This is a genomic window from Aestuariirhabdus haliotis (assembly GCF_023509475.1).
GTDB lineage: Bacteria > Pseudomonadota > Gammaproteobacteria > Pseudomonadales > Aestuariirhabdaceae > Aestuariirhabdus > Aestuariirhabdus haliotis.
In genome coordinates, this window is sequence record NZ_JAKSDZ010000014.1 from 30498 (window position 1) to 42462 (window position 11965).

Here is an 11965-nt window from a genome sequence, read left to right on the forward strand (position 1 = left end):
GATGTTTAAGAGGCTGCAGATTCTGTTGGTGCAACGCTTGTTCTGGAAGGTTTTTCTCTGGTTCTGGCTGGCAATGATCGTGATGATCTTTTCAGTGGCTATCACCATACTGGTGAGCCTTGACCCGGATGCGCTGCGTGAAGAACGCCAACACCTGCTTGCTAACCTGGACCATGCAGCCCAGCGAATGGAGCGTTTTGCCTTGCATCAGCGGGGCCGGCATAGCCCTCCCGGGCGCCCCCCCGTGTTTATCTCGTTCCCGGAAAATAATGAGCGTATTAAAGAACGCCTCGCCAAGGTTCTGGTGCGCATGAATGAAGCGCCTTTACTGGATCATTACCTGTTCAGTGTCTCCGGAGAGAGTTTATTGCCTCATTCGCCACCGGAAGTCAGCCAGTTCATGGCCCGCTATGGAACACATACTGAACCCGTGATTCGTCGGGTCGAGGGACGTTTGCTGGTAGGCCCCCGGTTGATGGATCTTCGTGGTGAGCAGTACCAGTTGGTTATGAGTATGGAGCCGCCATGGTTGGGGGCCCGTATTCTATTTGCCAGCAGCACACATCTGAGTGTGGTATTCATTGCCATTGTGGTGTCAGGTTTATTCAGTGGTTTGATGTCCGCATCTCTGATTCGCCCCTTGCGACATTTGCAGTTGGCTGCACAGCGCATAGCGGGCGGTGACCTCAGCTCTCGAGCTGGAGAACCTTTAGTGCAGCGGCGCGATGAGGTGGGCGACCTCGGTCGCGATTTCGACCGGATGGCAGACCAGCTCGAACGCTTGGTCAGTGGTCAGCAGCGATTGCTTAGGGACGTATCCCATGAGCTGCGCTCTCCCTTGACTCGATTACAGATATCTCTGGCGCTGGCTCGCAACAAGAGTGAAGGCTTGATTGATGCGCAATTGGATCGCTCTGAACGTGAAATCCAGAGGTTGAATCAACTGATCGGGCAAGTGATAGAGTGGTCTCGAATTGACAGCAGTCACCAGGCTGGGCAACCCACCGATCTGGACGCCCTGATTCAGTCCGTTGTGGAAGATTGTAATTTTGAAGCACAAGCTCGAGGCTGCAGCGTTGTTTTGTCCGGTCCCTCCCTGGGTTCTATCGAGGGAGATGGCGAGGCGTTGCGCAGTGCGCTGGAAAATATCATTCGCAATGCGATTCGTTTCTCCCCCGAAGCAGGACAGATCGAGGTCAACACTCGAGTAACCGGTACCCTGATTGAGATAGACATTGAGGATCAGGGGCCGGGCGTCCCCGAAGAAGCCTTGGAGGCCATGTTTCAACCCTTCTATCGTGTCGATGAAACCCGGGGGGAAGAAAACAGCGGCTCCGGATTGGGCACCGCCATCGCACGGCGAGCGATTGAGCGGCACGGCGGCACGATCGTCGCCAGTAATCGTCAACCTGGCTTGTGTGTTCGGGTAAGCTTGCCTTATCGCCGCTAAGTTGGTGGGCGCTGAAAGGAATCTCGATTACAATGGAAGGCAGGATCTCTGGGAATGAGATCGCATCAATAAATAATTAAGTACATTAAATATGGATAGGGTCTGGTGAGTTGCCGTACCACTTCCTGGAGATTTCTACATGTTGAAGACCACCCGTTTACTAGCTGTTTTGTCCCTGTCTCTCTCCAGCAGCCTGCTGTTTGCTAACAAGATAGAAACCATCGATGCAGAGTTTCTGGCCAAGACCAAAGAGCAGTTTATGGCGCTGGATAGCCAGAATCTGGGTTACCTCAGCTACGAACAGGCCCGAGTTTTGATGCCATCGGTGGCTGATCAGATTGATAAGGTAGACCTTAACCGCGATGGTCAGGTGACCTGGACCGAAGTCGAACACACATTACGTTCCTTCAACGATGCGCTGGATTCCCGAGCCGCGAAGGAGATCCGCGAGCTCGACTACAGTACTAAATAGCCCAGGCAAACTTGGCCTGGTCAGGGTTGGCGGGCCCCAATGGCGGTCATCGATTGTCTGATCACCCGCATTGAATGCCAGGCGGTTACAGGTTGTTTCTGTACCGGTATGAGCTGTTATCGCAAACAGGTTTAGGTCTTTATAAGGGAGATAATGATGACCAGTCCAATGCGGATGCTGTTGTTGGGGTGTCTGTTAGCGGTGCCGTTGTTGAATCCGCTTTACGCCGCGACTGAAGCCGATGAATCGTTGACCCAGGAAAGAATAGAAGAAACCGCGGTACCTACCAGCCCACCAGCCATGAAGGGCATGGTGGTGTCGGTTAACCATCGAGTCGATCGTTTTGTCGAAGAGTTTGGCGATCTCAAGCTGGCCTTGCATCAGCTGCCATCGCAATACCATCAGATGGTTAATACCCTGTTGTCCGATGGCGAAACGGCCAGCGGTTTATTGATGATGCTGGTCCTGATGCTGGCCGTAGGCATCGGCGTAGAAAAACTGTTGGCATTCAAGTTCGCTCCCTTGACTCGCAAGATGGAAGCCCAGCAAGAGTCGCGCTGGTATATCAGGCTGCAGTACATGTTTCTGGGCATCCTGTTCCGTTTTGCCTCTTTACTGGCGTTTGCCTTATCTGCCCTTGCCGTTCCCGCTATTATCTATGATTCGGGGGCGCCCCCACGATTGCTTTTGGTTAGTGTACTGACGGTGGTTGTGGCTGTACGGGTTATGACCATTGTTGCCGGCGCCATTCTTGCCCCATGGGCAAAAGGCATTCGTCCTTTACCCCTTGAGTGCCCCCAGGCTCGCCGATTGTATTACTGGGTATTACTCATCACGATCATTTACTCGGTAACCAGTCATGGCTCCGGGCTATGGGTGGCGCTGGGGTTGCAGCACGAACTGGTGTTGGCCTCCGTGGTGCTGGGCGGGCTGATTATGGCGCTGACCATTGTGCTTATGATGTGGGCGGAGCGTTTGTCGATTAACCAGATGTTCGCCGAAGGCTTGTCCCCCAATATATCTCCGGCACGTCAGATGTTAGCCCAGTCCTGGCCTGTGTTGGCAACCGCCTGGATTCTGTTGTTGTGGGGTATTTGGGGCTTTAATGTTTTTATCGAAAACACCGCGGTGGTGGAGAAAATCAGTCTCGCCTGGTGGGTCACCATTCTGTTTCCTGTGCTGGATCGGTTGGTGTATGCGTTGCTGTCCAGGGTGGTGTCCCTGCCTATGCTACAGGCCGGCCGCTTCCCCCAGCGCGCGCCTCGTGTGGTGGCAATTTTGTTGAACGGCTTTCGTTTGATTCTGGTCGCGGCAACCCTGATTACGCTGAGTGAAGCCTGGGGTATGGGCTCGTTCCAGATGATGAAAAGTGATGGCGGTCAGATGGTGCTGGATCGTCTAGGTGATGTGCTGGTGATTCTGTTGCTGGCTTATGTTGTCTGGGAAGTAGTGCGTACCCTGATTGAGCAGAGAATGCCCGAGGAAGATGAGGATGCCGACGCCGCCCCGGAAGGGGAAGGCGGCGCCGGGGGGGCGACTCGAACCGAAACCCTGTTGCCGTTGCTGCGCAGCTTTATTTTTGCAATTTTGGTGGTCGTAGTGGTGCTGACCATATTGCACAGTCTGGGAATACAGATTGGCCCATTGGTTGCGGGTGCCGGGGTTGTGGGTATTGCGGTTGGTTTTGGGGCTCAGAAACTGGTGCAGGATGTGATTTCAGGCATTTTCTTCCTGCTCGATGATGCTTTTCGCCGGGGTGAATATATTGAAACCGGGGGGTTGCGGGGTACCGTGGAGAAGATCTCCATGCGTTCCATGCGCCTGCGTCATCATTTGGGTGCGGTGCAAACGATCCCTTATGGGGAGATTGCCACGGTTAAAAACCTTAGCCGAGACTGGATTACCATGAAGCTCGAGCTGCGCCTGCCGTACGATACGGATATCGAGAAGGTGCGTAAAATTATCAAGAAAGTGGGTCAGGAGATGCTAACCGATGAGGAGATGGGCCCAAGCTTTATTTTGCCGTTGAAATCTCAAGGGGTTATGCGAGTCGAGGAATCGGCACTGATCGTGCGTATGAAATTTACCAGTAAGCCCGGCGAGCAGTGGATTATTCGGCGTGAAGCCTATCGCCGGGTTCGAGATGCATTGCAAGCGGCCGGCATCACCTTTGCCCATCGGGAGGTGCGGGTTCGGTTACCGGAAGAGCTGGAGCACGAGCATGAGGACTCGGCGATGAATTCTCAGGCGGCAGCCAATTCAGCCTCGGGTTCGGATTCTGTCAGCCCGGATTCAGCGCCGCAGAAATCCTCTGCTGCGTCCGGGGAGCAACAGGGTTCAGCCGATGAACAGGCTTCGCGTCGGGAAAAGCTGGTCGAGCAGGTAACTGCCGCCGCTACCACGGCGGTTATCGCCTCTGAGTTGGCTCGACAGCAAAAGTTGGATGGTGCCGAAGATGGCGGTGACGAAATGTAGACCCGTGCCAGCGAGCAATATTGCTCGCTGGGATTACATCTCCTGGAACCGCATCGACAGGTCGATGGCGCGACAATCCTTGGTCAGCGCGCCGATGGATATATAGTCGACGCCGGTCTGGGCGATGGCCAGTAAACTATTGCGGGTGATGCCTCCTGATGCCTCCAGTTTGGCGGGGGCTTGGGAACTCCGGTTGAGCGCGACTGCTTGCTTGAGCTGTTCGATGCTGAAGTTATCGAGCATTACGATGTCGGCCCGGGCCCTGAGTGCCTGCTCAAGTTCGTCGATCGATTCCACTTCTACTTCTACGGGTTTTCCCGGGGTGTATTGGCGCGCCCGTTCGATCGCCTGTCGAATGCCGCCACAGGCATTGATGTGGTTTTCTTTGATAAGAAAGGCGTCAAATAAACCGATACGATGGTTATGACAGCCCCCCTGCGTCACCGCATATTTCTGTGCGGTGCGCAGGCCGGGAAGGGTTTTGCGCGTATCAAGCAGGCGAACCTCGGTTGTTGCCACCAGATCCGCGTAGCTTTGGCACAAAGTGGCAGTGCCTGACAGGGTTTGCAGAAAATTAAGCGCACAGCGTTCGCCGGTTAACAGGCTGCGGGCAGAACCGCTTAACCGAAACAGCTCGGTATTGGCCGTCACTTGTTGCCCTTCATCGACCCGCCAGGCGACTTCGACGTCGGGATCGAGTTGGCGAAAGACCTCATCGACCCAGGCCCGGCCACAAATGGTGGCGTCATCGCGGCTGATCACCCCTGCCAGCCCTTTTTGATCAGCAGGGATCAGGGCTGCGGTGATATCACCCGAACCGATATCTTCCTCTAGGGCCCAGCGTACACAGCGTTCGATATCCTGGGAAATGATGGTCATGGTGATAGGCGCCTGTTCGATGAATGCAGGCGGCGAATTATAAGGAGGTTTGGGTGGCCTGTTAAGCGCTCACCAACGCCTTATTGACCCTTTTTGACGGGTGACAGGAGCGTGATGATACTGATTAGCGTATGAAATGCCGAATAGAAAAAGCACAGCTAGCCTGCCGGCAACAGACGAAGGGTCAGTTCTTCGCCGCGTTGGGTAAATTCAAGCTGGCGAAGGGCGCTCATACCCAGCAGAACCTCATTGCCGTGCATGGCGGGATTGATCGTGGCAGAAACATCATGAAGTAAAATGTTGCCAAGTTTGAGTTGGTCAATACGGGTGTTGTAAACCTGGACCCGGCCGTTGGCGGTTTGGGCGTAGCTGGGGAGACCTCGCTTTAAACCGATCTCTTTGGCCAGATCGCTCGCAACGACCACGGCCGTAGCGCCAGTGTCCAGAAGCAGGGTGGCATTGTGGCCGTTAATGGTGCCCCCGAGCACATAATGACCATAGCGATTCTGCTTGAGCACCAGCTCAGGGTTGCCCTGGATGTCAGTTTGGGTGGCGGGAGTAGCATTGGGGTTGTAGAGCTGTTCTTCGACACCGGCAAAGTAACGGGTCAGCAGCACCAGCCCAATGATCCAGGCGACGGCCATCATCCAGCGTCCGGAGCGTTTGTGAGGGTTATTTTGAGTCATATCGCATTATAAACAGACCCCCTTGTCAGGGCATAGCGGGAACCGGTATCTATCCTATATTTTCAAATGTTCTGAAAAGTTATTGTTTTAAGTAGAACAGCAATAAAAAAGATGGAAAATTGACACAGATATAGAGTCTCTGTGACATAGCTCCCGAACGGGCAAAAATATTGGGCTAGAGAGCGTAATATCGTTTTATACTGGCTTCCACACAATGGCCAGGATAGCCATTTGAAACTATCAGTACTTCAAGGAATGGGGCTGGAACGGGGGATGACGATCCCAGGTCGGGTTGAATAGAGAAACCCGTCGAGATTGGAGAGGGTGCGATGACGAAAGATTCCAAGGTTGTATCGCTGGCGCAAGCCAGTGGCAGCAGCGCGCCTGGACTAAAGCTGGCCAGACCACTATTAAAGATTCGCCAGCAGGGTATTAAACAGTTGGCGGTTCTGCTTAGAGGTCTTTTTGACAACGCCGACGATACCCTCTTTGAGATGGCAGATAAGGCTGGCTCTAACTCCGAACAAAACGTCTACTTCGAAGCCATGCGTGACCTGCGAATGAAGCGTCGGGTCATGGAGTCCAAGTTCTATAAGGCGATTGATGAAGGTTTTCAGGGCTTGGCCAAGGCCGAAACCCCCGAAGTCTCGCTGGGCAGTGTTTCCATGGACGGCCTCAGCGTGTTGCAGAACGACGAGCTTGAGCAATCTGTCGCCGTAGAAACCATGGTTTCGCGTGTGGTTAATCGCGATCAGGGAATGGCCCTGACCCATCTCACAACCCGTATCGATTCCCTGGTTGGGCGCAGTATCAACCAGAACAACAATCCGATGGGACCAAAACTCCTCTGCGAGTCTTTTTGTGTCGCCTGTAAAGAGCTTGATGTTGAGATCAAGGTTAAATTGATTGTTTTCAAGCTCTTTGAAAAATACGTTCTCAATCAAATTGAAAAACTCTACGTCGAGCTGAACCATACGCTGGTGTCCGACGGTGTGCTGCCTGGTCTTTCCATGACTCCGCAGGCCCGCAAGGCAGCTGTTCAGAGGCGCTCTCTGGATCAAGCGCCCCAGGTCGCCTCAGACGCAGCCGCCCCAGGTGGTGCGAGCGCCCAGACTGAGGCTGGCGAACCCCAGGCTGCTGAGCTTCATATTGCCCAGCAGGTATTTGGCACCCTGCGTACTTTGTTGGCGCGTTCAGGCGTGACCCAACGTGAACCTGTTAGTGGCTCCTCCGCAGGGCCAGCCAGTACCGCCAGTCAGCAAGAGTTGATGGGCATGCTGTCCCAATTGCAGCAAAGTACCGAACAGCTTGAGCCTGACAGCGCGCCATCCCAGGGCGAGGTGGAGGACGTCAGAGGTGCTCTTCATGGCTTAATGTCCAACGAGCAGCGCAATGCTTCCCTCAGCAGTGTGGATGATGATGCTATCAATCTGGTGTCCATGCTGTTTGAGTTTATTCTCGACGATAAAAATTTACCCGAGAGCGTTAAAGCGCTGTTGGGGCGCATGCAGATCCCCATCCTGAAAGTGGCTGTGATCGACAAGGCGTTTTTCAGTAAAGGATCCCACCCTGCCCGTAAGCTGCTCAACGAAATGGCGTCGGCGGCTATGGGCTGGAACGATCAGGACAGTAAAACTCAGGATCGCCTGTTCCAGAAAATGGAGCAGGTTGTCTTTCGGATTCTGCGCGAATTCGAAGACAATATCTCGATCTTTAACGAATGTCTGGATGATTTTCTGGGCTTCGTGGTCCGGGAGCAACGCCGCAGCGAGTTGATGGAACAGCGGGTTCGTGATGCAGAAGAAGGTCGTGCAAAAAGCGAAGCGGCTCGCAATGCTGTGCAACAGGCCTTGGCCGATAAAATGGTCGGTTTATCTCTGCCTTCAGTGGTCGTGAGCTTGCTCGAAGACGCCTGGAGCCGGGTGATGATGCTGATCTACCTGAAAGAGGGCGACCAATCACCGCGTTGGATTCACTCTCTCAAGACGGTGGATGCCCTGATCTGGAGTGTTAGCCCGATCAACGACGCAGAAGATCGAAAGAAGTTGTTGAAGATGGTTCCGGGTTTGCTGAAGCAGTTACGCCTCGGGCTCACCGAAATTGCCTTCGACTCTTTCGCCATGAACAAGTTGTTTGCCGAGCTGGAAGCGATCCATCTGAGTAGCTTCAAACCCAAGCAGCAAGGGAATCAGCAAGAGGTGAAGTCCAAGGTAGCCAATATTGTGGCGCCACCCCTGGAGGCACCCAAAGCGGCTCCGGCTAGCCCTGTAAACTCTCCAGACAACGATTCAGCACTAACCACAGTAAAGCAGGTAAAGTCTTCCGAAGCCGCCCCTGAGATCGAGCCAGTACAAGCGGTTCATGTTCGTCTCAAGGGGGTTGAGCCTGTTGCCCCTGAACCCGAAGCCGAAACCGTTGAGTTGGCCGATGATGATCCTAGCTATCGCCTGATCGATAGCCTGAAAGTTGGGGCCTGGGTAGAGTTTAACGAAAGTGAAGAGAATCATTTCCGTTGCAAATTGGCCGCTCATATCAAGGTCACCGGCAAGTACATCTTTGTGAACCGTACCGGGGTTAAAGTCGCAGAGAAAACCCGTAACGGTCTTGCTGTTGAATTGCGAGATGGTGGTATGAGATTGCTCGATGATGCCCTGTTGTTTGATCGGGCTCTTGAATCGGTTATCGGTAACCTGCGACAAATGAACCCAAATGCCCGGTAATGCATAAGATTGCGGTATTCGGGAAAGGCAGCTGATAAGCTGCCTTTTTGTTATATGTTTCTGAGTTAGCATCCATGTTTACATTGACCCGTCAGGGCTTGATTGAAGGCGTTCGCTTCCTGGCATCTCCCAACTGTGAAGAACGACCCGAGAATACGGATATTTCCCTGTTGGTGATCCACAACATCAGTTTACCGCCGGGTCAATTTGGTTCGGGTGATATCGTCGATTTTTTCCTCAACCGACTTGATAGCGGTCGTCATCCCTACTTTCGGACGATCTGTGATTTACGAGTCTCTGCACACTTGCTGATCGACCGCCAGGGCGAGGTCATTCAGTTTGTTCCCCTGCAACAGCGTGCATGGCATGCGGGTGTGTCCTGTTATGAGGGTACTGAGAATTGTAACGATTTCTCTATCGGTATAGAGCTGGAGGGCTGTGATGACGAGCCTTACACTGATGTCCAGTACCGTCTTCTGGCCAGTATTTCACAGCTCCTGTGTGAGCATTATCCTGCCCTGACGCCGGAGCGTATTTGTGGCCACAGCGATATTGCACCTGGCCGTAAGACAGACCCCGGGCCTGCATTTCGCTGGGATTATTTTCGCTCATTGCTATTTGCGGGCAATGAATCAGGGGCAACGATTGTTTGAGGCTTGGGTCGTTAAGGTTTGCTTTGCTTAATCAAACGGTCTTAATGAATCCCAAGCACCGCCAGTTCGTCAAGTAATCGCTGGTGTTCGGGCAGGTGAATCCCGGCCTGCCTGGCTTGCTCGATCACAAATCCATTCATAAACGCCAGTTCTGTAGTTTTACCGCGCTGGACATCCTGGTAAGTGGAGGAGAAGTTCTGTGCGGTATCCTTCGCGATGGTGCGCACCTGCTGAATAAGGTCGAGCCCCGGGTCAATTCCCAGATTCTGGAAGAGTTGGATCGTTTCCCGGCTTAAAGCATCCATACGGTCGCAATAAGGGGGGCGAAGCAGATCGCCATTTTTGCAGCCATAGAGTGCAGTCAACCCATTGATACTGCTATTAATCGCGAGTTTTAACCACAACCTGTTGGTAATGCAGGGGTCACATTTTACGGTTAGCTCACTGCGTGAAAGATCTTTTGCAATAGCCCTGCTTTGATCATCTACTGGTTCAGAATTTCGATTCAGCTTGCCAAGCCAGCTGGTTCCGTAACCCGCATGGACGACCTCCCGGTTAGTGGCAACATAAGCGCCTTCAGTTGTGCTCAGGCAGTAGATATCAAACTGAGGGAAGCTCGTTATTATCGCTTGTTGGCTACCCATTCCGTTTTGGCAGAGAACGACCAAAGCCCCGGGGGCAAGGAAATTTTGCGCCTGAACGATCGCTTGGAAGGCTTCCGGTGCTTTACAGCATAGGAGTAATTTATGGATCGGAGTCTGGCGTTCGTGCAATGTCGTACGGGGGACAGCAAGCTGGATCGGCTCCGCTGAAGGTGTATCGCGAAAAGCCAGGGGCGTCGGAGTCGAGATCGGGTGGCGAACCAGCAGCTCTACTTCAACGCTCTGCTGGAAAAGTTTGGCAGCCCACAGTGATCCAATGGCGCCCGCTCCGAGGATGACCCAGGGTAGACTAGTGCTGGATGCCTCGGCACCCTGATATGATGATCCCGACATGGCCGATTAGTCACCGGTCGGGGAGCGATATTCGCATTCCAGGATGCGACTGCTATCAATTTGCTGGCTCGACTCCTGCTGCAGCCACTCCAGTATCGACTTGGCGTCAATGTCACCTTGACGGGCATCGACGCCACACAGCAAGGTGCTGGCTTGAACCGAAACGAAGCCAGCTGAGGTTTTAAAGGCTTTGAGATTGATACCTTCGTGGATGCGCTTAAAACTGCCACTGCTGCACTGATGCAAGCTGGGTATGGTGGAGACAACCGCAAACTGGGTCGGCTCCAGGCGACAGGCGGTATCCAGCGGTCGCACTAGCTGATCCAGACGGCGACCAACGCCACGCACGACCTCATCGATGATGGTTCGGCTGTATCTGGCTTTCAGGCGCTCTGTTTGCTGAATATCGATCAATAACAGGTACGCGGCCTGATTGCGCTCTTGGACATATTTAAGGCTTTGCTGGAGTTTTTTTAGCATATACCGGCTGTTGCCCAAGCCGGTTAAGCCGTCAACCAGGTTTTGACTGCGCAGACGTTGATTGTTTTCCAATAACAACTGGTTCTGGTTAAGCAGCTTGTTCTGGATCGCCGACATACGTTGTGCGGCAAAGATTCTCGGGGGTAGCTGTTCGTTCATCACGGACTTGTGAATGAAGTCATCTACCTGACGATCGAAGGCTTCTTCTACGGCATCGATACCCTCCTTGGCGGTCAGCAACAGGATGTAGGTGAAGTGGTTGCTGGCTTCATCAAGTTGACGGACCCGGCTGGTGAGCTCGAGCCCATCCATTTCTGGCATTAGCCAATCGGCAACCAAAATGCTGACCGGGTTACTTTCGAGTTCGTTGAGAGCTTCAATCGCGCTGGTGGCATATCGTATGTTGCTGAAACCGGTGCGTTCCAGAGTGCGGCCGATCATGGCGCTGCTAAATCGGGCATCGTCAACCACCATAATGGAGCAATTAGGATCGATCATTTATTCCCCTTCGCCGTGTCCGCCAGATTGGTGTGCCATGTCACCAACCAGCATTAAGATACGCTATAATACCCGATTTGGTGCCGTGGCACTGTGCCTGCACTTTATGATCTGTTTTGCTCCCTCCCGGAGCCGTACTGAATACAAGGAATTACCATGCCTTCATTTGATACCGTTTCTGAAGTAGACATGCAAGAGCTGACCAACGCGGTCGATCAGGCCAGTCGTGAACTCGAGACTCGATACGATTTCAGGGGGGTGGAAGCGGCGTTCGAACGCAATGAAAACAAGGTCACAATGGTGGCCGAAGCCGATTTTCAGCTGCAACAGTTACTGGAAATCTTAAAAGGCAAGCTGATCAAGCGTAGTATCGATGTGAAATGTCTGGATGTGGCAGATCACTATGCTTCGGGCAAACAGGTAAAACAGGAAGTGACGATTCGTGAAGGCCTGGATAAAGAGATCACCAAAAAAATCGTCAAGTTGATCAAGGACTCCAAGGTCAAGGTGCAGGCGGCTATTCAGGGTGACAAGGTGCGAGTAACCGGCAAGAAGCGCGATGATTTGCAGCAGTGCATGGCGCTACTGCGTGAGGCCGAGCTGGATCTGCCACTACAGTTTAATAATTTTCGCGACTAGCCAGCCAATGTGTTCCTG

At 53.2% G+C, this 11965-nt stretch carries 10 protein-coding genes; 6 read left to right on the forward strand and 4 right to left on the reverse strand.

Going from position 1 to position 11965, the window contains the following annotated elements:
- Position 1 precedes the first annotated feature (1 nt).
- The 3 genes from MIB40_RS10290 to MIB40_RS10300 all read left to right on the forward strand — a co-directional run bounded on the left by MIB40_RS10290 (position 2) and on the right by MIB40_RS10300 (position 4397).
- Complete coding sequence (locus MIB40_RS10290; protein WP_249693732.1) at positions 2 to 1450, forward strand: ATP-binding protein; 1449 nt, start codon at positions 2 to 4, stop codon at positions 1448 to 1450.
- Positions 1451 to 1589: 139 nt separating this feature from the next.
- The gene (locus tag MIB40_RS10295) at positions 1590 to 1922 is read left to right on the forward strand and encodes a hypothetical protein (protein ID WP_249693733.1); all 333 of its coding nucleotides are present in this window, start codon (positions 1590 to 1592) and stop codon (positions 1920 to 1922) included.
- A gap of 153 nt (positions 1923 to 2075) precedes the next feature.
- A complete protein-coding gene (locus tag MIB40_RS10300) occupies positions 2076 to 4397 on the forward strand; it encodes a mechanosensitive ion channel family protein (RefSeq protein ID WP_249693735.1) in 2322 nt (773 codons plus the stop codon).
- A 33-nt stretch (positions 4398 to 4430) separates the two neighbouring features.
- Here MIB40_RS10300 and nadC read toward each other — a convergent pair whose 3' ends face one another.
- Together nadC and MIB40_RS10310 are read right to left on the reverse strand one after the other, a co-directional pair.
- Entirely contained in the window at positions 4431 to 5276 is an 846-nt protein-coding gene (gene nadC, locus MIB40_RS10305) for a carboxylating nicotinate-nucleotide diphosphorylase (RefSeq protein WP_249693737.1), read from the reverse strand.
- A 158-nt stretch (positions 5277 to 5434) separates the two neighbouring features.
- The gene (locus tag MIB40_RS10310) at positions 5435 to 5962 is read right to left on the reverse strand and encodes a retropepsin-like aspartic protease family protein (RefSeq protein ID WP_249693739.1); all 528 of its coding nucleotides are present in this window, start codon (positions 5960 to 5962) and stop codon (positions 5435 to 5437) included.
- A gap of 329 nt (positions 5963 to 6291) precedes the next feature.
- Here MIB40_RS10310 and MIB40_RS10315 point away from each other — a divergent pair, with 329 nt between their 5' ends.
- Together MIB40_RS10315 and ampD are read left to right on the forward strand one after the other, a co-directional pair.
- The gene (locus tag MIB40_RS10315) at positions 6292 to 8682 is read left to right on the forward strand and encodes a DUF1631 domain-containing protein (protein WP_249693741.1); all 2391 of its coding nucleotides are present in this window, start codon (positions 6292 to 6294) and stop codon (positions 8680 to 8682) included.
- Between the two features lie 74 nt (positions 8683 to 8756).
- Complete coding sequence (gene ampD, locus MIB40_RS10320; protein ID WP_249693743.1) at positions 8757 to 9335, forward strand: 1,6-anhydro-N-acetylmuramyl-L-alanine amidase AmpD; 579 nt, start codon at positions 8757 to 8759, stop codon at positions 9333 to 9335.
- A gap of 41 nt (positions 9336 to 9376) precedes the next feature.
- Here ampD and MIB40_RS10325 read toward each other — a convergent pair whose 3' ends face one another.
- Positions 9377 to 10330 (reverse strand): ketopantoate reductase family protein, encoded by a 954-nt coding sequence (locus tag MIB40_RS10325; protein ID WP_249693745.1) that lies wholly within the window; start codon positions 10328 to 10330, stop codon positions 9377 to 9379.
- Positions 10331 to 10336: 6 nt separating this feature from the next.
- Positions 10337 to 11308, reverse strand: a complete 972-nt coding sequence (locus MIB40_RS10330; protein WP_249693747.1) for a GGDEF domain-containing response regulator — start codon at positions 11306 to 11308, stop codon at positions 10337 to 10339.
- Positions 11309 to 11464: 156 nt separating this feature from the next.
- Between MIB40_RS10330 and MIB40_RS10335 the strand changes: the two genes are divergently transcribed.
- Positions 11465 to 11947, forward strand: coding sequence for a YajQ family cyclic di-GMP-binding protein (locus tag MIB40_RS10335; RefSeq protein ID WP_249693749.1), 483 nt, complete (start codon positions 11465 to 11467; stop codon positions 11945 to 11947).
- Positions 11948 to 11965: the final 18 nt, after the last annotated feature.

Excerpts from the sequence above, each read along its gene's own strand:
- MIB40_RS10290 (WP_249693732.1), top strand. The coding sequence starts at position 2 with ATGTTTAAGAGGCTGCAGATTCTGTTGGTGCAACGCTTGTTCTGGAAG.
- MIB40_RS10295 (WP_249693733.1), top strand. The coding sequence starts at position 1,590 with ATGTTGAAGACCACCCGTTTACTAGCTGTTTTGTCCCTGTCTCTCTCC.
- MIB40_RS10300 (WP_249693735.1), top strand. The coding sequence starts at position 2,076 with ATGATGACCAGTCCAATGCGGATGCTGTTGTTGGGGTGTCTGTTAGCG.
- nadC (WP_249693737.1), bottom strand. The coding sequence starts at position 5,276 with ATGACCATCATTTCCCAGGATATCGAACGCTGTGTACGCTGGGCCCTA.
- MIB40_RS10310 (WP_249693739.1), bottom strand. The coding sequence starts at position 5,962 with ATGACTCAAAATAACCCTCACAAACGCTCCGGACGCTGGATGATGGCC.
- MIB40_RS10315 (WP_249693741.1), top strand. The coding sequence starts at position 6,292 with ATGACGAAAGATTCCAAGGTTGTATCGCTGGCGCAAGCCAGTGGCAGC.
- ampD (WP_249693743.1), top strand. The coding sequence starts at position 8,757 with ATGTTTACATTGACCCGTCAGGGCTTGATTGAAGGCGTTCGCTTCCTG.
- MIB40_RS10325 (WP_249693745.1), bottom strand. The coding sequence starts at position 10,330 with ATGTCGGGATCATCATATCAGGGTGCCGAGGCATCCAGCACTAGTCTA.
- MIB40_RS10330 (WP_249693747.1), bottom strand. The coding sequence starts at position 11,308 with ATGATCGATCCTAATTGCTCCATTATGGTGGTTGACGATGCCCGATTT.
- MIB40_RS10335 (WP_249693749.1), top strand. The coding sequence starts at position 11,465 with ATGCCTTCATTTGATACCGTTTCTGAAGTAGACATGCAAGAGCTGACC.